The following is a 21158-nucleotide window of genomic DNA, read 5'->3' on the forward strand; positions in this document are numbered from 1 at the left end:
CCCGGACGGACATGCCTGAAGGTTCAGGTGTCTTCGAGGCCGGCGCCGGCGAAGTGGAACGCGCGGACGAACGCGCGCCGGCCGGCGCTGTCGCGGCCGGGGTGGGGGCCGATCTGGGCGCGGGCGACGTCGGCGGGGGAGGTGCCGGCGGCGACCAGGGCGTCGAGGGGGTCGAGGAAGAACGACTCGGTGCGGCCGCGGTGGTCGCGGATGTCGGCGCGCTCGAGCCCGCCGCGGGCGATAGCGAGCAGGCGCTCACACAGCGAGCGGACGCGCGGCGACGCCAGGGCGGCCTGGCGACACTCGGCCCACAAGGCCAGGCGTTCGCCGAAGTCGAGGCCGGCGACCAGCTCCCAGGCCGCCTCGCTGGCGTCGTCGTCGTAGAGCAGCCCCTTCCACAGCGCCGGCAGCGCACAGACGACGTTCTGCCGCACCGAATCGCAGCCGCGGACCTCGAGGTACGGCTTCAGGCGGATCTCCGGGAAGAGCGTGCTCAGGTGAAGCTCCCAGTCGCCCTGCGTCGCCGAGTGGCGGACCCCCTCGGGGTCGACGTAGCCGCTCGCCATGTACTGGCGGAACGGCACGTGCAGCGGGATGTAGCGGCCCTGGCGGCGGATGAAGAACATCGGCACGTCGAGCGCCCAGTCGACGTAGCGCTGGTACGAGAACGGCGCCTGAAACGCCCACGGCAGCAGCCCGCAGCGGGCCGCGTCGACGTCGGTCCAGTTGTCGCTGCGCAGCGAGGCGAAGCCGCGGTCCTCGCCTTCCTTATATGGGGAGTTGGCGAACAGCGCCGTCGTCAGCGCCGACACCCCCATCGCCAGGCGGAACCGGGTGCCGGCCTGCTGTTCCGACGCGAAGTCGAAGTTGGCCTGCACGGTGCACGTGCGCAGCATCATGTCGAGCCCGCGCTGCCCGCGGGTCGGCAGATAGGCGCGCATGACCGCGTAGCGCGGCTTGGGCATCCAGTGGACCTCTTCGCGGGTCGCGAATGGATGAAACCCCGAGGCCAGCCACGCGATCCCCAGCTCCTGCGACACCGCGTGAAGCTCGCGCTGGTGCTGCGTGAACTCCTGGCAGGTCTGGTGGACGTCCGCCAGGGGTTTGCCGCTGAGCTCGAACTGACCGCCGGGCTCGAGGGTGATCGAGGCGCCGTCGCGTTCGAGGCTGATGAGCGCCCCGTCGTTGCCGCGCTCGCCGCCCGGCTTCCAGCCGTACCGCGCCATGAAGGCCTGCATCACGGCCAGGACGTGGGCTTCGTACTCGACGGGCCGGTAGGAGCCGTCGGCGACGACCACGCCGAACTTCTCGTGTTCGGTGCCGATCTTGTGGCTACGGGGGTCCGGGCGTTCGGCGCGGCGGAAGAACCCCGTGAGGTCTTCGGGCTGCAGCGGCGCGGCGGAGGCGGGGGTCTCGGGGGTGCTGCTCACGGAGGCTCCGGGTCGAAGGCTGGCGGAGAATCAGTGTACGTGCCGTCTGGCGAGACTTGACAGCGAATTGCAGGCCACGGCCGCGTGACGATCGGCGAACACGTCCGCGGCGCGGGGCCCGACCGTCACCCGCGCTTGACCGGGGCGCAGGCCCGCCGTTACTCTTCGCCGGCGTAAAGGTCATGGCTGGATCCGCCGTCCACGAAGTTCCCTGTGTCATCGGCCCACGGATCACCGTCCGAGGCTCCCTCGTCGGCGAGGAAGATGTCGAGGTGCAGGGCAGGGTGGAGGGTAGCATCGCCTTGACGGCGCACCTCCTCATCGCCGGTCCCGCGCTGGTCGCCGCCGACATCGAGGCCGACAGCGTCGAGATCCACGGCCAGGTCGAGGGTGACGTCGTCGCCGCCGAGGGCATCACCCTCCGCGAGGGCGCTCGCGTGATCGGCAACCTCCGCGCGCCTCGCGTCGAGATCGCCGACGGCGCGCAGTTCAAGGGCTCCGTCGAGATGGACGTCCCGCTGCCGGGCAACGTCCTCCGGCAACCGCGCCCGCGCTGAGTTCACCTCCCCCGGGGCTTCACGGCTCCGGATCGCTCCGACAGGCAATTCATGTCCAGCACCGTCATCGGCTCCAGCATCCTCATCGACGGCGAGATCACCGGCGAGGAGCATCTCGTCGTCCGAGGCACCGTCAAGGGCCGGATCCAGGTCCGCGACACGCTCGTCATCGAGGACGGCGGCCTCGTCGAGGCCACGGTCGACGCCGCGTCGATCACAGTCCAGGGCACGCTCCGCGGCGACGTCGCCGCCAGCGAGCGCGCCGAGCTGCGCCCGAGCAGCACCGTCGTCGGTGACATCCGCGCCCCGCGGATCCTCATCGCCGACGGCGCCTCGTTCAAGGGCAACGTTGACATGGGGGGTTGAAGGTGTCGCAGTCGGAATCCACGCACTCGGCCGTCGGCTCGCCCGACGAGGCCACCACCGTCGTCGCCCCCGGCACTCACATCGCCGGTCGTCTGTCTGGCCAGGAGGACATTCGCGTCCACGGCACGATCGAGGGCCGCATCCACCTCGCCGCCACCCTCTACGTCGAGCCGGAGGGCATCATCGCCGCCGACGTGCACGCCGATGACGTCGTCGTCGCCGGCACCATCGTCGGCAACGTGAGCGCCGCCGGCAGCATCGTCCTCGCTGCCAGCGCCCGCGTCGTCGGCGATCTCCGCGCGCCTCGCCTGGTCGTCGCGCCCGGCGCCGCCTTCCGCGGCCAGGTCAGCATGGAGCCGCCCGACGAGGACGAGCTCGAGGCCGAGGCCGAGGCCGGCCGCGGCCGCCGTGAAGGTCGCCAGTACACCGGCGCCGCCCAGGCCCGCCCGGCTCCGCCGCGTGCGACCGTCTACGCCACCCAGAACGGCGTTCGCCTGCCACCTCAGCGCACCGCCTCGCGCCGCGACGCAGTCGCCAAGCCCGCACTGGCCCGTCCTCGCCTCGACGAGCAGGCCGGCGACCTGTACGGCGACGCCGAGGAGGCCGACTGGGGCGACGGCGTCAAGCGCTCGAAGAAGGTCGCGCGCCCGCGGGTCCTCGCCCGCGGCAAGCACAAGGTCGAGCGCATCTGAGCGCCCCGCCGACACCGGTCGGCGCAGCCAACGAGCCCCGCGGAGGTAACCCCGCGGGGCCTGTTTTTTGGTCGCCCGACGAAACTGCAGCAAACATCGGCGCGCGGCTTTGGTAACATCGCCGCAATTCTGTCATGGCCCCACACGGCCGCGTTCGGCCCCCTAGGCCGCGAATCTCCACCTCTTCCGTCTCTGGCCCCTCCGGGCCGGTTCGTCTCCACGGCCCGTCCGGGCCGGTTCGTCTCCACGGCCCCTCCGGGCCGGTTCGTCTCCACGGCCCGTCCGGGCCGGTTCGTCTCCACGGCCCGTCCGGGCCTGAAAGGTCGGCCTGATGCGCAAGCTCGTTCTCTCGTCCCTGTTCGCCCTGTCGGTGTTCACGACCTCCGGTTGCAAAGAGCCTGACCCTTACGCTTACGAGACGCACATCGAGAACATCCGCAACGCCAGCGCCAAGGGCATCGGCTTCTCGGGCATGAAGGACCTGGTCAAGACCGTCATCACCTCGCCCGACAACGGCCCGCGCCTCGACGAGTTCGTGCAGAAGGTGGTCCCGGTGTTCGAGGAGCAGTGGGACTCCTCGCCCGAGCACCAGGTCAACATGCTCGAGATGCTCCGCGACATCGGCCGGCCCGAGGCGGCGCCGCTGTGGAGCAAGGCGCTCGGCACCCTCGACGGCTCGGAGGAGGGCCGCAAGCGCGTGCTGCTCGCCCTCCAGGGCATCCAGCGCGCCAAGGCGACCGGCTCGACCGACGCGGTGCTCGGCCTGTTCGAGGGCCTGACGAAGGACCCGGGCAAGGACAAGGGCAAGGCGGAGGGTGAGATCCGCCGCGAGCTCGCGCGCACGCTCGGGATCTTGAAGGACCCGAAGGCCGTCGACCCGCTGATCGCCGCGCTGCAGCAGCCGACCGAGATGCGTCCCCCGCAGATCCACCGCATCGTCGCCGAGGCGCTCGGCAACCTGCGCGACCCCAAGGCGATCGAACCGCTCGTGATCGCCAACTTCTCGATCCCCGACGACCAGACCGACAGCAAGAACCTCAGCAACCGCGTCAAGCTGGCCCTCAACAGCATCGGCGAGCCGGCCGTCCCGCGCCTCGTCGAGCTGCTCACCGGCAAGGAAGACGACATCGTCATCAAGAAGGTCGTCGAGGCCGGCAGCACCCTCCCGGTGGTCCGCTTCACCGCCGCGCTGATGCTCGGCTCGCTCGGCAGCCCCACGGCCGTCGACGCGCTCATGCAGAACATCCCCGAGGGGACCTGCAAGCCGGTCGTCAAGGAGGACCCGAAGAAGAAGGACAAGAAGAAGAAGGCCGCCGAGGAGGAGGACGAAGATCCGGACAAGGCGGACAACGAGAACCTCCGCAACGCGATCGTCACCTCGCTCGGCCAGATCGGCGACCCGAAGGCCGCGGCCGCGGTGTGCCCGTGCACGCAGGCCACCGTGCACTTCGAGGAGCAGTTCATGATGACCGAGGCGCTCGGCTACATCGGCGGCGACGAGGCCACGAAGTGCCTCATCAACTTCGTCAAGACCGCCGAGAGCGACCCCGAGACGCTGCCGAGCACCGACAAGACCCCGCTGTCGATCCGCGTCGAGGCCGGCCGCTTCGCCGTGCTCGCCGCCGGCCCCGACCAGGTCGCCGCCGTGCGCGAGGCCTTCGCCGCCAACACCGACCCCAAGGTGGCCGAGGGCCTGAAGCAGTGGGAGCCCGCGCTCGCCACCCTCGAGACCTGCAAGGCCGACAAGGACTGCTACCTCAAGACCCTCAAGGACACCAACGCCAGCTGGGTCGCGCGCGAGAACGCGGCGATGGAGCTGACCCGGGTGGCGCCCGGTGACGCCGCCGTGGCCGAGGCGATCGCCCAGGCCTACAAGGTCCGCGAGGTCGACGCGCGCGTGACGATGGCGCTCCTGGCCGCCCGCGTCATGCAGGGCAAGCGCTGCCAGAAGTGCGTCGACGTGCTCGAGGACATCATGAAGGGCGAGAAGGGCACGACCGACATCAGCTACCAGAAGGCCGTGCTGACCGCCCGCGACACGATCGCCAAGCTCGGCGAGTGAAAAAGCGCCGCGCCCGCGCGAGCTCGCTCGGAGCGATCTCCGACGCGACAACTCACAACCAGGCCGTGATGCTCGCGGCCTCGTGTGCCATGCTCACGCCGATGTCCCGCCCGCCCGTCCGGATCGCGCTCGTCGTCGCGGCGACCCTCGAGGTCGCCTGCGCCGGCAAGCCCGCCGCCGTCGTCACCCCCGAGGACGCCGCCGTCACCGTCCAGCCGGGCGAGGCGACCGCGACGGCGCCGCTCGGACCGGCCACCTTGCCGGACGCCGAGGCGGCGCTCGCCGGCGGCGACGCGGCTCGGGCCGTCGCCCTGTTCTCGGGCTACCTCGGCGGCGAGCCCGACGAGACCGGCGTGCGCCAGGCCTACCTCGGCCTCGCCCGCGCCCAGGAGCTCCTGCGCGACTGCGCCGCGGCGATCCGCGCCTACGACGCCTACCTCGCCCGCTTCAGCGACGGCCCGGCCGACCTGTTCGCCCGCCGCGGCGCCTGTTACGCCGAGCTCGGCGAGTGGAAGGCCTCGGCCGACAGCTACGGCGAGGCCTTCACCCGCGCCACCCTGCCGAGCGCCAAGGTCGAGGCGCTCGCCCGCCAGGGCTACGCGTACTTCGAGCTCGGCCAGCTCGACCAGGCCGAGCCGCTGCTGCAGCAGGCCGACCAGATCTACCTCGCCTCGCAGGAGCAGAACAGCGAGCGCTTCAGCAACTACTACTTCGTCGGCATGGCCCGCTTCTACCGCGCCGCCGTGTGGCACCGGCGCTTCCGCGACGTCCCGATCCGCCTGCCCGAGAAGCAGATGACCGAGGACTTCGCCCGCAAGTTCGCCCTGCTGGAGAAGGCCCAGGACGCCTACAACGAGACCATCAAGGCCAAGCACATGTTCTGGGTCTCGGCCGCCGGCTACCAGCTGGGCAGCCTGTTCGAGGAGTTCTACGACGCCATGATGCACGCCCCCGTGCCGGACTGGCTCGACGACAAGCAGCGCCAGGTCTACTACGAGGAGCTCAAGAACCAGCTGAGGCCGGTGGTCAACAAGGCGATCTGGGTGTTCGAGAAGAACCTCGCGACCGCCCGGCGGCTCGGCTATGAGAGCGAGTTCACGGCCCAGACCGAGGCCAAGCTGAGCGAACTCCAGGCCGTGCTCCTCGCCGGCGACACCACGCTGGGCAAGCCGCACCCGCCGCTGGCGCCGGAGGCACGCCCCGAGATCGGGGCAGGGGAGATCGCCTCCGTCGGTCAGGAGCCGAGTCCTGTCGATCGCAAGCTCTTCGTCCCCGAGCTGACCCCGCTCTGAGCCCGCCAAAGCGGCCTCTTCCGCTCGATTGGCGCGATTTTGCCGTCTCTCGCGCCGCCCGAACGACGCCCAGCCACCCGCCCGGCGTGGCTTGACACTCTGCCGGATCCGCGGCTATACAGCGCGTCCACTTTCGGACCCTCACCGGGCCCGATGCTTTCGCTTAGCTTCTCGCTCGACCCCGGCGGAGAGCCCGCCACGAAGACCCCGGAGGGAAATCTCACCACCACGCTGGCGTAGCTCAATTGGTAGAGCACCTGATTTGTAATCAGGCGGCTGCGGGTTCGAGTCCCATCGCCAGCTCACCACGACCGAAAGGCCTCCGGGGCCACGCACGCAGCGACCGTTCCACACCACGAGGATGGGTGCCCGAGTCGGCCAAAGGGAGCAGACTGTAAATCTGCCGCGCACCGCGCTTCGAAGGTTCGAATCCTTCCCCATCCACTGCCTACCGCGGGAGTAGCTCAGTTGGTAGAGCGTCAGCCTTCCAAGCTGAATGTCGCGAGTTCGACCCTCGTCTCCCGCTCTCTGCGCAAGCCGCGCATCTGCACTGGTCCCCTGGGCCTCCGCGGCCCGAACAACTTCATGCCCATGTAGCTCAGTTGGTAGAGCACATCCTTGGTAAGGATGAGGTCGGCGGTTCGAGTCCGCCCATGGGCTCCGGAAAATCCCTCTCGACGACTGAACCCGTCACACCCAGAGAAGCACAGCCATGGCGAAGGAAACATTCGTACGGAACAAGCCCCACGTGAACATCGGCACGATCGGCCACGTGGACCACGGGAAGACGACGCTGACGGCGGCGATCACGAAGGTGCTGAGCCTGAAGGGACAGGCGGAGTTCAAGGGCTACGACATGATCGACAAGGCGCCCGAGGAGCGGGCGCGCGGCATCACGATCTCGACGGCGCACGTGGAGTACGAGTCGAGCCAGCGGCACTACGCGCACGTGGACTGCCCCGGTCATGCGGACTACATCAAGAACATGATCACGGGCGCGGCGCAGATGGACGGGGCGATCCTCGTCGTGAGCGCGCCGGACGGCCCGATGCCGCAGACGCGCGAGCACATCCTGCTGGGCCGTCAGGTTGGCATCCCGGCGATCGTGGTGTTCCTGAACAAGTGCGACATGATCGGCGCCGGCGACGAGGAGATGCTGGAGCTGGTGGAGGTCGAGCTGCGTGAGCTGCTGTCGAAGTACCAGTTCGACGGCGACAACGTGCCGATCACCCGCGGTAGCGCGCTGAAGGCCCTGAACGCGCCGTCGTGGGACCACGCGGACGCGAAGTGCATCTGGGAGCTGATGGACGCGTGCGACTCGTACATCCCGCAGCCGCAGCGCGAGCTGGACAAGCCGTTCCTGATGCCGGTCGAGGACGTGTTCACGATCTCGGGCCGCGGCACCGTCACCACGGGCCGCATCGAGCGCGGCGTGATCAAGGTGGGCGACGAGGTTCAGATCGTCGGCCTGCGTGACACGCAGAAGACGACGGTGACGGGCGTCGAGATGTTCCGCAAGCTGTTGGACCAGGGCCAGGCGGGCGACAACGTCGGCCTGCTGATCCGCGGCATCGACCGCGAGGGCGTGGAGCGCGGGCAGGTTCTCTGCAAGCCGGGCTCGATCACGCCGCACAAGAAGTTCAAGGCGACGGTGTACGTGCTGAAGAAGGAGGAGGGCGGTCGCCACACTCCGTTCTTCAAGGGGTACCGGCCGCAGTTCTACTTCCGCACGACGGACGTGACGGGCTCGGTGACGCTGCCCGAGGGTGTGGAGATGGTGATGCCCGGTGACAACATCGAGATCGTCGTCGAGCTGCACAGCACGATCGCCTGCGAAGAGGGGCTGAAGTTCGCCATCCGCGAGGGTGGCAAGACTGTCGGCGCCGGCGTCGTCACCAAGATCCTCGAGTAGAAGCTCGAGAACGAACGAGGCGGGGGCGTGACCCCCGCCTCCTTTTGCCCTAACTTCCCGATTTGCCGGCCTCGGCCGAAACTCGGGAGCGAACTTGTCAACCGGAACGGGTCTTGCTAGAACCGGACCCCTTCGCCTGAGGCTCCCATGGCTGCCGGCAACCGCATCATCATCCAGCTCGAGTGCCAGTCGTGCAAGCGGCGCAACTACTCTTCGACCAAGAACAAGCGGACGACGCCCGAGAAGCTCGTCCTCAAGAAGTTCTGTCGTCACTGCCGGAAGCACGCAGATCACAAGGAGACCAAGTAAGAGAAGAGAGGGTTCTTACAGGGGGTTAGCTCAGTTGGTAGAGCAGCGGACTCCAAATCCGCAGGCCGAGGGTTCGAGTCCCCCACCCCCTGCTTCCTGTCAGAGATGGCCGAACTTCGGACACTCTGAGCCCCTGCCATGACGACCCCGCCGCGCAAACGAAAGCTCGTAGTCGCCCGTGAGTTCGACCCCAATCGGTGGGCGCACGCGGCGTTTTTCCTCGGCTTTCTGCTGCTCGCGTACGTCTTCAGCAACCTCACCGAGGACATGTGGGCGTTGCTGTGGTCGTACTGGCCGCGCCAGCTCGGTCGTCCGTCGCCGAACACGGCCACGACGATCGGCGTGGTGCTCGCCCTGGTAGGCGCCGCCATCGCCTGGCGGAACAAGCGCTGGTTCACGTTCGTGAGCGAGGTCGCGGTCGAAGTTTCGCAGGTGACGTGGCCGACCAAGGCGGAGACGCGGGTCGCCACGATCGTGGTCGTCGTCCTCACGCTCGTCTGCTCCGTCCTCCTGGCGATGATGGACCTGTTCTGGTCCAACGTGACGGACTGGCTCTACGCTCTCTGACGGATCGGGGCACAAATTCTCATGGAGTGGTACGTCGTCAACACCTTCTCGGGCTACGAGAACTCGGTCAAGAAGGCCCTGGAGGACCGGATCAAGAACGCCGGTCTCGAGGAGCAGTTCGGGGAGATCTTGATCCCCTCGGAGAAGGTGACCACCCGGAGCGGCAAGAAGACCGTCCAGAAGACCAACAAGCTTCTGCCCGGCTACATCTTCATCAGCATGGACCTGACCAAGGCGAGCTGGCACCTGGTCCAGAACACCCCGAAGGTCACCGGCTTCCTGGGCGGGCAGAACCCGAAGCCGGTGCGCAAGGCCGAGATGAACCGCATGCTCGGCCAGGCTCCGCCGGACGAGCAGGCGCCCGTCGAGAAGGTCGTGCCGAACATCACGTATTCGGTCGGCCAGCAGGTGCGTGTCCGCAGCGGCGCGTTCGCCAACTTCACCGGCGAGGTGGAGGAGATCAACAACGACAAGCAGAAGATCTGGCTGTCGGTGTCGCTGTTCGGCCGCCCGACGCGCGTCGAGGTCGACTTTTCCGAGGTCGAGCCGGTTGTGTAACGCCGGCGGATCTGCGACAAGCCAGCACGCCTGTCCCGCCGAGTGAGCGGCGTCAAGCTCACGGTCCCTGAAGGGCGGCGCCAGCGGCACCGGCCCACCCGACCGACCCACCCCTTTTACGAAGCACCGCCATGAAGAAGGTAACCGCGTACGTCAAGCTCCAGATCAAGGCCGGGCAGGCGAACCCCGCGCCCCCGATCGGCCCTGCGCTCGGCTCCAAGGGCGTCAACATCATGGAGTTCTGCAAGCAGTTCAACGCCCGCACGGCGAAGGACCAGGGCCTCGTGATTCCGGTGGTCATCACGGTCTACTCCGACCGCTCGTTCACCTTCATCACCAAGACCCCGCCGGCGTCGATCCTGCTGCTGAAGAAGGTCCAGTCGGCCAACGCCAAGGTCGAGAAGGGCTCGGGCGTGCCGAACCGCGAGAAGATCGGCAAGCTGACGACCGCCGAGGTCCGCGAGATCGCGGAGTACAAGTTCAAGGACATGAACGCCGCCTCGATCGACGCCGCCGCGCGCACCATCGCCGGCACGGCGCGGTCGATGGGCATCGACGTGGTCGAGGCCTGAGGCCGGCGAGAGTTCTTTCCTGTCCTTGAAGCCATGAGGACGGGAGACCCGGCCCACGCGGGCCGGAACAACCCCGGGGGAGGCCGCACAGGCCGCTGGGACCCCGGAAAGGGCAAGAGACTATGGGCAAGAAGTACGAGGCGATCCGCAAGCTGGTCGACCGCGACAAGCGCTACACCCTCGCCGAAGCGGTCGAACTGCTGCCGAAGCTGAAGTTCACCAAGTTCGACGAGACGATCGACGTCGCCGCGCGCCTGGGCGTCAACCCGAAGCACGCCGACCAGATGATCCGCTCGTCGTGCGCCCTGCCGCACGGCACCGGCAAGTCGCTGCGCGTGGTCGTGTTCGCCAAGGGCGAGCGGGCCAACGAGGCGCGCGAGGCGGGCGCCGACTTCGTGGGCGCCGAGGACCTGGTCGACCGCGTGCTCAAGGAGAACTGGCTCGAGTTCGACAGCGCGATCGCCACGCCCGACATGATGGGCCTCGTCGGTCGCCTCGGTCGTATCCTCGGCCCGCGCAACCTGATGCCCAACCCCAAGGTCGGCACCGTGACCATGGACGTGGCCAAGGCCGTCCGCGAGATCAAGGCCGGCCGCATCGAGTTCCGCACCGAGAAGACCGGCATCGTCCACGCGCCCGTCGGCAAGATGTCCTTCGGGCCAGACAAGCTGCGGGAGAACATCCTCGCGCTGCTCGACACGCTGCAGCGCCTCAAGCCGTCCACGGCCAAGGGCAAGTACTTCAAGAGCGTGTCGCTGTCGTCGACGATGGGCCCGTCGGTCCGCCTCGACACCAACGAGATCGTGGCGCTGATCGAGCGCTGAGCCGCGCCACCGCACTGTCCTTCAAGGAGTTCACCAAGCCTGTCGAAGACGTGACGTGATGAAGCCGCCCGCGAGGGCGCACGCACTCGAAGACAGCAGGTGGTCGGCCATCCGACCGCAAACGCGAGAGCGGCCTGCCGAGAGTGGAGCGAGCGACGAGAGGAAGCGGGGCGCGGGTTGTCCGTCCCCCATCTCGGCGGTCCTCCACCCGGAGGGCCGAGGAGACGAGCCAAGATGCCCACCCTGAGCAAACACGAACAATCGGCGAAGCTCCGCGAGGAACTGAGCGACGTGTCCGCGTTCATCCTGGTCGACTACACCGGGATCACCGTGGCCGAGGCCAGCGACGTCCGCAACAAGTTCCGCGACGCCAAGTGCCGCTACCAGGTCTACAAGAACTCGGTCATCCACTACGCGGTGACCGGGACGAAGCACGAGCCGGCCACCGCCCTGCTGAAGGGCATGACCGGCATCGCGTTCTCGTCGGAGGACCCGGGCGCGGCGGCCCGTGTGGCGCGTGATTTCGCCAAGGACGCCAAGAACTTCAAGATCAAGGGCGGCATCATCGACGGGCAGACGCTCGACGCCAGCGGCGTCAATCGTCTCGCCGACATGCCCGGGCCGCGCGAGCTCAAGGCGCAGTTCCTGGCCCTGCTCAACACGCCGGCGACCAGCTTCGTCCGCGTGCTGAACGCCGCCCCGCAGAGCTTCCTCTACCTCCTGAATGCCCGCAAGGACCAGCTCGCCGCTGCCTCCTGAGGCCGGCGCTCGTCCCTCATCAACCCGTCACCGTTTGCACCGACAGACTTCGAGGAATTCATCATGACCGACATCACCCGCGACCAAGTCATCAACTACCTGAGCAACCTTCCGGTCATCGAGATCGCCAACCTGGTCAAGGAGCTCGAGACCAAGTGGGGCGTTTCGGCCGCCGCGCCGGTCGCCGTCGCTGGTCCCGCGGCTGGCGGCGCCGCGCCCGCCGCCGAGAAGAAGGAAGAGCAGACCGAGTTCACGGTCGTGCTCAAGGGCTTCGGCGACAAGAAGATCAACGTCATCAAGGCGGTCCGCGTGCTCAACCCGGCGCTTGGCCTCAAGGAGGCCAAGGACCTGGTCGAGGGCGCCCCGGCCAACATCAAGGAAGGCATCTCCAAGGCCGAGGCCGAGGAGATGGCGAAGCAGCTCAAGGAGGCCGGCGCTGAGGTCGAGATCAAGTGATCTCAGGGCCCGCCGCCCAAGCTGCTCCGGCGTGTACGGCGCCAGGGGGGAAACCCCCTGTGTGTCGTGCACACGCGTTTGTGTTGGGGCAATTTCGCGCCCCGGTGAGCCCTGGCTCACATCGAGTCTCGAGTACTTTTTGCGGCTTCGCGATCTCGCTGGCTCACGAGCCGCCCGACCCGAAGTCCTGAGCTTTTGCCTCGCTTAGCGCTTAGACAACCTGCCGGCCCGCTCCACTGCCGCACGAGGCAGTTCGTCCCCCCTGAGGAACCGCGATGCCACCGATGATCCAGAACAACTTCCGTGTGCGCAAGAACTTCGGAAAGCTCAAGCGCATCATCGAGGTCCCCAACCTCATCGACATCCAGAAGCGGTCGTACGACAAGTTCCTGCAGCGGGACGTGCCGCTGGAGAACCGCGAGGACATCGGTCTCCAGGCCGTGTTCAAGAGCGTGTTCCCGATCAAGGACTTCGGCGAGACCAGCTCGCTCGAGTTCGTCAGCTACAGCCTCGACCGCCCCAAGTACGACGAGGACGAGTGCCGCGCGCGCGGCATGACGTTCGCCGCCCCGATCAAGGTGATCGTGCGCCTCGTGGTGTGGGACGTCGACGACGAGACGGGCACCCAGTCGATCCGCGACGTCAAGGAGCAGGAGGTCTACTTCGGTGAGATCCCGCTGATGACGGCGCACGGCACGTTCATCATCAACGGCACCGAGCGCGTGGTCGTGTCGCAGCTGCACCGCTCGCCGGGCGTGTTCTTCGACCACGACAAGGGCAAGACCCACGCCTCGGGCAAGAAGCTGTTCTCGGCCCGCATCATCCCGTACCGCGGCAGCTGGCTCGACTTCGAGTTCGACCACAAGGACACGATCTTCGTCCGCATCGATCGCCGCCGCAAGCTGCACGCGACCGTGCTGCTGCGCGCGCTCGGCTACAACACCCCCGATCTGCTCGACTTCTTCTACGACAAGGAGACGATCAACATCGAGGAAGGCGGCGTCCTGACGCGCGCGATCGACTTCGACCTGCTGGCCGGCCAGCGCGCCTCGCACGACATCCGCGACCCGGAGACCGGCGAGGTCATCGTCCGCAAGGGCCGCAAGTTCACCAAGGCGAACATCAAGCGCATGCGCCAGTCGGGCATCCGCACCCTGCCGATGGACGCCGAGAGCCTGGTCGGCAAGGTCTCGGCCGAGGACGTGGTCGACGAGAACACCGGCGAGGTGCTCCTCAACTGCAACGAGGACCTCACCGAGGAGCACGTCCGTCGCCTCGCCGACGCCAAGATCAAGAGCTTCAAGATCCTCTTCATCGACGACTTCAACGTCGGCCCGTACCTGCGCAACACCCTGCTGCAGGACAAGCTGCACACGCCTGAGGACGCGCTGCTCGAGATCTACCGCCGCCTCCGCCCCGGCGACCCGCCGACCGCCGAGACCGCGCGGACCCTGTTCGAGTCGCTGTTCTTCAAGCCCGAGCGCTACGACCTGTCGACCGTCGGCCGCCTCAAGCTGAACCACAAGTTCGGCCTCGAGGAGAGCCTGACCTCCACCGTGCTGACCAAGCGCGACATCATGGAGACGGTCAAGTACCTGGTCGAGCTCCGCAACGGCCGCGGCCAGATCGACGACATCGACCACCTCGGCAACCGCCGCGTGCGCGCCGTCGGCGAGCTGATGGAGAACCAGTACCGCATCGGCCTCGTCCGCATGGAGCGGGCGATCAAGGAGCGCATGAGCATGTCCCAGGAGATGGACGCGCTCATGCCGGCCGACCTGATCAACGCCAAGCCGGTCTCGGCGGTCGTGAAGGAGTACTTCGCCTCCTCGCAGCTGAGCCAGTTCATGGACCAGACCAACCCGCTGTCCGAGGTCACGCACAAGCGCCGCCTGTCGGCCCTCGGTCCGGGCGGCCTGACGCGCGAGCGCGCCGGCTTCGAGGTCCGCGACGTCCACAACACCCACTACGGCCGCATCTGCCCGATCGAGACCCCGGAAGGTCCGAACATCGGCCTCATCGCGTCGCTCTCGACCTACGCGCGGATCAACGAGTTCGGCTTCATCGAGACGCCGTACCGCACCGTCGACGGCGGCGTGGCCTCGTCCGACGTCGACTACTACTCGGCGCTCCAGGAGCAGGGCCACTTCATCGCCCAGGCCAACGCGGTCACCGACGACAACGGCAAGCTGCTGGCCGACCAGGTCCAGGTCCGTCACAACGACGAGTTCGAGGCGGTCGCCCCGGCCTCGGTCACGCTGATGGACGTCTCGCCGAGCCAGCTGGTCTCGGTCGCCGCCTCGCTGATCCCGTTCCTCGAGCACGACGACGCCAACCGCGCGCTGATGGGCTCGAACATGCAGCGGCAGGCGGTCCCGTGCCTGCGCACCGCGGCCCCGCTGATCGGCACCGGCATGGAGATGCACGTCGCCCGCGACTCGGGCTCGACCGTCGTCGCGCTGCGCGACGGCGTGGTCGAGCAGGTCGACGGCGCGCGCATCGTCGTCAAGCCGGTCACCGGCAAGACCGAGGAGAACCGCGGCATCCTCGGCGCCAAGCCCGACATCTACAACCTGACCAAGTTCCAGCGCTCGAACCAGAACACCGCGCTCAACCAGAAGCCGATCGTCCGCGTCGGCGACCGCGTGAAGAAGGGCGACGTCATCGCCGACGGCGCCGCGACGGAGCGCGGCGAGCTGGCGCTCGGCCAGAACGTGGTCGTCGCGTTCATGCCGTGGCAGGGCTACAACTTCGAGGACTCGATCCTCGTGTCGGAGCGGATCGTCCGCGAGGACGTGTACACCTCGATCCACATCGAGGAGTTCGAGTGCGTCGCCCGCGACACCAAGCTCGGCAAGGAAGAGATCACGCGCGACATCCCGAACGTCGGCGAGGACGCGCTGGCCAACCTCGACGAGGCGGGCATCGCCCGCATCGGCGCCGAGGTGAAGGCCGGCGACATCCTGGTCGGCAAGATCACCCCGAAGGGCGAGACCCAGCTCAGCCCCGAGGAGAAGCTGCTGCGCGCGATCTTCGGCGAGAAGGCCGGCGACGTGCGTGACACCTCGCTGCGCCTGCCGCCGGGCGTCAGCGGCATCGTCATCGACGCGCGGGTGTTCGCCCGCAAGTCGGTCGAGAAGGACACGCGCGCCCAGCAGATCGAGGACGCCGAGCGCGAGAAGCTGATGCAGGACCGCCGCGACAACGTCGCCATCGTGTCCGACGGCTACTACAACCGGATGAAGGAGATCCTCGTCGGCAAGACGACCGCCGCCAAGCTGGTCGACGACGCCGGACGCGAGCTCATCACCGCCGGCGTCGTGCTCACCGAGGCCAACCTGGCCGACGTGCCGCGCGGCGAGTGGGGCCGCTTCTCGCTCACCACCGCCGAGGACACCGAGGTCGTCGAGGCCCTGGCCCGCCGGCTCGAGAAGGACCTCGACGAGATCGAGACCATCTACCGCGAGAAGATCGCCAAGCTGACCAAGGGCGACGAGCTGCCGCCCGGCGTCATCAAGATGGTCAAGGTCTACGTCGCCATCAAGCGCAAGCTGCAGGTCGGCGACAAGATGGCCGGCCGCCACGGCAACAAGGGCGTCATCTCGCGCATCCTGCCGATCGAAGACTTGCCGTACCTCGAGGACGGCAGCCCGGTCGACATCGTGCTCAACCCGCTCGGCGTGCCGTCGCGCATGAACGTCGGCCAGATCCTCGAGGTCCACCTCGGGTGGGCCGCCTACGAGCTCGGGCAGCAGATCGACCGCTACATGCAGACCAAGTTCTCGCCCGAGGTCCTGCGCACCCAGCTGAAGAAGATCTACGAGACCAAGGAGGCCCAGCGCTTCATCGACGGTCTCGCCGACGACGACGTCATCCGCTTCGCCGACAAGCTGCGGCGCGGCGTCCACATGGCCACGCCGGTGTTCGACGGCGCGCTCGAGACCGAGGTCAAGGGCACGCTCAGCAAGGCCGGCGTGCCCGAGAGCGGCCAGGCGATCCTGTTCGACGGCCGCACCGGCGAGGCGTTCGAGGAGAACGTCACCGTCGGCATCATGTACATGCTCAAGCTGCACCACCTGGTGGACGACAAGATCCACGCCCGCAGCATCGGCCCGTACTCGCTCGTGACCCAGCAGCCGCTCGGCGGCAAGGCCCAGTTCGGCGGCCAGCGCCTCGGCGAGATGGAGGTCTGGGCGCTCGAGGCCTACGGCGCCGCCTACGCGCTGCAGGAGCTGCTCACCGTCAAGTCGGACGACGTCGTCGGCCGCATGCGGATGTACGAGTCCATCGTCAAGGGCCAGCCCACCATGCAGCCGGGCGTGCCCGAGTCCTTCAACGTGCTCCTCAAGGAGCTGCAGGCCCTGTGCCTGAACATCGAGCTCGTCGACGTCAACGCGGAGACGGGCGTGGTCACCGGCGTCTCCCGCGAGGCGATGTCGGCGGCGGAGTAACCACCCGGAGAAAGCGAACAAGGAGACACGGCCATGAGAGACATCTTCAGTTTCTTCGAGAAGCAGAAAGAGGCCACCTACTTCAACGCGCTCCGGATCGGCGTCGCCTCGCCGAAGACCATCCGAGACTGGTCGTACGGGGAGGTCAAGAACCCCGAGACGATCAACTACCGGACCTTCAAGCCCGAGCGCGACGGCCTGTTCTGCGCCAAGATCTTCGGGCCCATCAAGGACTACGAGTGCCTCTGCGGCAAGTACAAGCGCATGAAGCACCGCGGGGTCGTGTGCGAGAAGTGCGGCGTCGAGGTCATCCACTCCAAGGTCCGGCGTGAGCGCGCGGGTCACATCGACCTGGCGACTCCGGTCGCGCACATCTGGTTCCTCAAGAGCCTGCCGTCGCGCATCGGCAACATCCTCGACATCCCGCTGACCAAGCTCGAGAAGGTCCTCTACTGCGAGGCCTACATCGTCATCGACCCGAAGGACTCCGGGCTCGAGGAGCGCGAGCTGCTCAGCGAGGAGCGCTTCGACCAGTTGATGGAGGAGCTCGGCCCCGAGGCGTTCAACGCCGGCATGGGCGCCGAGGCGATCAAGGAGCTGCTGTCGCGCATCGACCCGGTGGTCGAGGCCCGCAACCTGCGGGCGGAGATCGCCGGCGCCACCAGCGAGGCCAAGCGCAAGAAGGCGGCCAAGCGCCTGCGCGTGGTCGAGGCCTTCCGCAACAGCGGCAACAAGCCCGAGTGGATGATGCTCGAGGTCGTGCCGGTGCTCCCGCCCGACCTGCGGCCGCTCGTGCCGCTCGACGGCGGCCGCTTCGCCAGCTCCGACCTCAACGACCTGTACCGCAGGGTGATCAACCGCAACAACCGGCTCAAGCGCCTGCAGGAGCTGGCCGCGCCGGAGATCATCATCCGCAACGAGAAGCGCATGCTGCAGGAGGCCGTCGACGCGCTGTTCGACAACGGCCGCCGCGGCAAGACGATCACGGGCCCCAACAAGCGCCCGCTGAAGTCGCTGTCCGACATGCTGCGCGGCAAGTCGGGCCGGTTCCGTCAGAACCTGCTCGGCAAGCGCGTCGACTACTCGGGCCGTAGCGTCATCGTCGTCGGGCCCGAGCTGCGCCTGCACGAGGTCGGCATCCCCAAGAAGATGGCGCTCGAGCTGTTCAAGCCGTTCATCTACAACCGGCTCGAGGCGCAGGGGCTCGTCACCACCATCAAGAGCGCCAAGCGGATGGTCGAGAAGGAGGCCCCGGAGGTCTGGGACATCCTCGACGAGGTGATCAAGGAGCACCCGCTGCTGCTCAACCGCGCGCCGACGCTGCACCGCCTCGGCATCCAGGCGTTCGAGCCGGTGCTGATCGAGGGCAAGGCGATCCAGCTGCACCCGCTGGTCTGCACCGCCTTCAACGCCGACTTCGACGGCGACCAGATGGCCGTCCACCTCCCGCTGTGCATCGAGTCGCAGATGGAGGCCCGCGTGCTGATGATGTCGACCAACAACATCCTCAGCCCCGCGCACGGCCGGCCGATCATCGTGCCGTCGCAGGACATCGTCCTCGGCCTGTACTACATGACGCGCGAGCGGGCCTTCGCCCACGGCGGCGTCAACGAGAACCCGGCCCAGGACGGCTTCTACATCGGTCACTTCGGCTCGCCGGCCGAGGTGCGCATGGCCTACGACCACGGCGCCGCCCACCTGCAGGCCAGGGTCCGCGTGCGCATGGAGCCGGGCAAGCCGATGCTCGACAGCACCGTCGGGCGCGTCCTGCTGTACGAGGGCGGCATCCCCAAGAAGATCCCGTTCTCGATGGTCAACCGGTCGCTGGGCAAGAAGGAGCTCAACGAGCTGATCGACACGTGCTACCGCCTGTGCGGCCAGAAGGCCACCGTCCTGATGGCCGACTACCTGCGCAGCACCGGGTACAGCGAGGCGACCAAGGCCGGCATCTCGATCTGCATGGATGACATGGTCATCCCCGAGGCCAAGAAGAAGCTGCTGCAGCAGGCGACCGCCGAGGTCAAGCGCATCATGGCGCAGTACGCCGACGGCCTCATCACCTCGGGCGAGCGCTACAACAAGATCATCGACATCTGGGCGAACGTCTCCGAGCAGATCGCCAACGCGATGATGGAGGGCATCTCGACCGCCGTCCTCACCGACGAGCGGACCGGGAAGCAGGTCAAGCAGCCGTCGTTCAACTCGGTCTACATCATGGCCGACTCGGGCGCCCGCGGCTCGCGGCAGCAGATGCGCCAGCTCGCCGGTATGCGCGGCCTCATGGCGCGTCCCTCGGGCGAGATCATCGAGTTCCCGATCACGACGAACTTCCGCGAGGGCCTCACGGTTCTCCAGTACTTCATCTCGACGCACGGCGCGCGCAAGGGCCTCGCCGACACCGCGCTCAAGACCGCGAACTCCGGGTACCTCACCCGCCGCCTGGTCGACGTCGCCCAGGAGGCCGTGATCACGGAGTTCGACTGCGGCACGATCCAGGGCCTCGACATGACCGCCCTGGTCGAGTCGGGCGAGGTCATCGAGCGCCTGGCGGACCGCGTCCTCGGCCGCGTCGCGCTCGAGCCGCTGTACCGCCCGGGCACCGACGATCTCATCATCGCCGAGGGCGACCTCATCGACGAGACCCGCGCCAAGCAGGTCGACGACGCCGGCATCCAGTCGGTGCGGATCCGCAGCGTGCTCACCTGCGAGGCGATGCGGGGCATCTGCGCCAAGTGCTACGGGCGCGACCTGGCCCGCGGCAACATGGTCGACGTCGGCGAGGCGGTCGGCATCATCGCCGCCCAGTCGATCGGCGAACCCGGCACGCAGCTGACGATGCGCACGTTCCACATCGGCGGCGTCGGCAACATCACCGCCGAGCAGTCGCAGCTGGCGGCCCGCTTCGGCGGCACCGTCAAGCTCGAGGACATCGAGCTCGTCGGCGGCCGCGAGGACAAGGACGGCCCGTACTCGGTGGTCATGAACCGCCACGCGCAGCTCAACCTGCTCGACGAGAAGGGCCGCACGCGCGAGCGCTACGACCTGGTCTACGGCGCGAGGCTGCGGGTCCAGGACGGCGAGGTGGTCAAGCCCGGCCAGCTGATGGCCGAGTGGGACCCGTTCACGCTGCCGATCATCGTCGAGGTGACGGGCACCGTGGAGTACGGCGACATCATCGAAGGCGTGACCATGGCGGTGCGGGTCGACGAGACCACGCAGCACTCGAGCATGGTCGTGCAGGAGAGCCGCGACCCCGACGCGCGCCCGCGCTTCGTCATCAAGAACGACGACGGCGAGGTCATCCGCGTCCACGGCAAGCACGAGGCGCGCTACTTCCTGCCGGTCGGCGCGGCCTTCACGTTGACGGAGGGCACCAAGGTGGTCGCCGGCGACGTGATCGCCAAGCTGCCGCGCGAGTCGACCAAGACCAAGGACATCACGGGCGGTCTGCCGCGCGTGGTCGAGCTGTTCGAGGCGCGCACGCCGAAGGACCACGCGATCATCTCGGAGATCGACGGCACCGTCAGCTTCGGCAAGGACAAGGGCGGCAAGCGCCGCATCATCGTCACCGCCGAGCACGGCGACCCGAAGGAGTACCTGGTACCCAAGGTCCGCCACCTGCTCGTGCGCGAGGGCGACCGCGTCCGCGCCGGCGAGAAGTTGATGGACGGCCCGGCCAACCCGCACGACATCCTCGCGGTGCTCGGCGAGAAGGCGCTGGCGACCTACCTGCTCGACGAGATCCAGGAGGTCTATCGTCTGCAGGGCGTGAAGATCAACGACAAGCACATCGAGACGATCATCCGGCAGATGATGCGGCGCGTGCGGATCAAGGATCCGGGCGACACCAACTTCCTCGCCGACGATCACGTCGAGCGGCAGATCTTCCAGCAGGAGAACCAGCGCGTTGCCGCGCTCGGCGGCACGCCGGCGACCGGCCAGGCGCTGCTGCTCGGCATCACCAAGGCCTCGCTGTCGACCGAGAGCTTCATCAGCGCCTCGTCGTTCCAGGAGACCACCAAGGTGCTCACCGAGGCGGCGCTGCAGGGCAAGATCGACTTCCTGCGCGGCCTCAAGGAGAACGTGATCATGGGCCGGCTCATCCCCGCCGGCACCGGCCTCACGGTCTACGACCGCCTGCACATGGTCTCGGACGACCAGGCGCAGCACGACCCGAACGCCGAGCCGATCGCGCGTCGCTCCAACGAGCGCGACCTCATCAACGTTCAGGACTGATTCGTCTCGGCGGAGGCCGGCGCACGCTGCGCTGGCCTTCGTCGTTCCGGCGGACGGGAGGTGATCTCCCTTCCGCAGTCCAGCGGCACCACACGCTCGACGCGCTGCCCGCTGC

The 21158-nt window shown here is 67.8% G+C and carries 15 protein-coding genes, 5 tRNA genes and 1 pseudogene; 20 read left to right on the forward strand and 1 reads right to left on the reverse strand.

Annotation, left to right across the window (positions count from 1 at the left end; all coding sequences use genetic code 11):
- Nucleotides 1–23: 23 nt before the first annotated feature.
- On the reverse strand, nt 24–1430 hold the full coding sequence (locus tag K7C98_RS18270; protein WP_224192972.1) for a glutamate--cysteine ligase: 1407 nt from the start codon (nt 1428–1430) through the stop codon (nt 24–26).
- A 182-nt stretch (nt 1431–1612) separates the two neighbouring features.
- Here K7C98_RS18270 and K7C98_RS18275 point away from each other — a divergent pair, with 182 nt between their 5' ends.
- The 20 genes and pseudogenes from K7C98_RS18275 (at nt 1613) to rpoC (ending at nt 21043) form a co-directional block, all read left to right on the forward strand.
- Complete coding sequence (locus K7C98_RS18275) at nt 1613–1987, forward strand: bactofilin family protein (RefSeq protein WP_224192973.1); 375 nt, start codon at nt 1613–1615, stop codon at nt 1985–1987.
- 51 nt (nt 1988–2038) lie between these two features.
- Nucleotides 2039–2353: a bactofilin family protein gene (locus tag K7C98_RS18280; protein ID WP_224192974.1), complete on the forward strand. Its 315-nt coding sequence runs from the start codon at nt 2039–2041 to the stop codon at nt 2351–2353.
- Nucleotides 2354–2355: 2 nt separating this feature from the next.
- Nucleotides 2356–3045: a bactofilin family protein gene (locus K7C98_RS18285; protein WP_224192975.1), complete on the forward strand. Its 690-nt coding sequence runs from the start codon at nt 2356–2358 to the stop codon at nt 3043–3045.
- Nucleotides 3046–3376: 331 nt separating this feature from the next.
- Nucleotides 3377–5107 (forward strand): HEAT repeat domain-containing protein, encoded by a 1731-nt coding sequence (locus K7C98_RS18290; RefSeq protein ID WP_224192976.1) that lies wholly within the window; start codon nt 3377–3379, stop codon nt 5105–5107.
- Nucleotides 5108–5208: 101 nt separating this feature from the next.
- On the forward strand, nt 5209–6399 hold the full coding sequence (locus K7C98_RS18295; RefSeq protein WP_224192977.1) for a hypothetical protein: 1191 nt from the start codon (nt 5209–5211) through the stop codon (nt 6397–6399).
- 230 nt (nt 6400–6629) lie between these two features.
- Nucleotides 6630–6702 (forward strand) — tRNA-Thr (locus tag K7C98_RS18300).
- 56 nt (nt 6703–6758) lie between these two features.
- Nucleotides 6759–6843, forward strand: a tRNA-Tyr gene (locus tag K7C98_RS18305).
- A 9-nt stretch (nt 6844–6852) separates the two neighbouring features.
- Nucleotides 6853–6925: transfer RNA gene (locus tag K7C98_RS18310), tRNA-Gly, on the forward strand.
- A gap of 61 nt (nt 6926–6986) precedes the next feature.
- Nucleotides 6987–7059, forward strand: a tRNA-Thr gene (locus tag K7C98_RS18315).
- A 52-nt stretch (nt 7060–7111) separates the two neighbouring features.
- Nucleotides 7112–8311 (forward strand): elongation factor Tu, encoded by a 1200-nt coding sequence (tuf, locus tag K7C98_RS18320; RefSeq protein ID WP_224192978.1) that lies wholly within the window; start codon nt 7112–7114, stop codon nt 8309–8311.
- 147 nt (nt 8312–8458) lie between these two features.
- Entirely contained in the window at nt 8459–8620 is a 162-nt protein-coding gene (gene rpmG / locus K7C98_RS18325; RefSeq protein ID WP_224192979.1) for a 50S ribosomal protein L33, read from the forward strand.
- 19 nt (nt 8621–8639) lie between these two features.
- A tRNA-Trp gene (locus K7C98_RS18330) sits at nt 8640–8712 on the forward strand.
- Between the two features lie 46 nt (nt 8713–8758).
- Complete coding sequence (gene secE, locus K7C98_RS18335) at nt 8759–9187, forward strand: preprotein translocase subunit SecE (protein WP_224192980.1); 429 nt, start codon at nt 8759–8761, stop codon at nt 9185–9187.
- A gap of 21 nt (nt 9188–9208) precedes the next feature.
- The gene (gene nusG, locus K7C98_RS18340; RefSeq protein ID WP_224192981.1) at nt 9209–9745 is read left to right on the forward strand and encodes a transcription termination/antitermination protein NusG; all 537 of its coding nucleotides are present in this window, start codon (nt 9209–9211) and stop codon (nt 9743–9745) included.
- Between the two features lie 131 nt (nt 9746–9876).
- Nucleotides 9877–10317 carry a 50S ribosomal protein L11 gene (gene rplK / locus K7C98_RS18345; protein WP_224192982.1) on the forward strand — a complete coding sequence of 147 codons (441 nt, stop codon included), beginning with the start codon at nt 9877–9879 and terminating at the stop codon, nt 10315–10317.
- A 122-nt stretch (nt 10318–10439) separates the two neighbouring features.
- Complete coding sequence (rplA, locus tag K7C98_RS18350) at nt 10440–11141, forward strand: 50S ribosomal protein L1 (RefSeq protein WP_224192983.1); 702 nt, start codon at nt 10440–10442, stop codon at nt 11139–11141.
- A 234-nt stretch (nt 11142–11375) separates the two neighbouring features.
- Entirely contained in the window at nt 11376–11900 is a 525-nt protein-coding gene (rplJ, locus tag K7C98_RS18355) for a 50S ribosomal protein L10 (protein ID WP_224192984.1), read from the forward strand.
- Nucleotides 11901–11963: 63 nt separating this feature from the next.
- Nucleotides 11964–12356 carry a 50S ribosomal protein L7/L12 gene (gene rplL, locus K7C98_RS18360; protein WP_224192985.1) on the forward strand — a complete coding sequence of 131 codons (393 nt, stop codon included), beginning with the start codon at nt 11964–11966 and terminating at the stop codon, nt 12354–12356.
- Between the two features lie 275 nt (nt 12357–12631).
- A pseudogene (gene rpoB, locus K7C98_RS18365) lies at nt 12632–16744 on the forward strand (DNA-directed RNA polymerase subunit beta); the annotation flags it as partial.
- A 96-nt stretch (nt 16745–16840) separates the two neighbouring features.
- Nucleotides 16841–21043 (forward strand): DNA-directed RNA polymerase subunit beta', encoded by a 4203-nt coding sequence (gene rpoC / locus K7C98_RS18370; RefSeq protein ID WP_224192987.1) that lies wholly within the window; start codon nt 16841–16843, stop codon nt 21041–21043.
- The last annotated feature ends 115 nt before the right edge of the window (nt 21044–21158 follow it).

Source organism: Nannocystis pusilla (assembly GCF_020073745.1).
In the GTDB taxonomy this organism is placed as follows: Bacteria; Myxococcota_A; Polyangia; order Nannocystales; family Nannocystaceae; genus Nannocystis; species Nannocystis radixulma.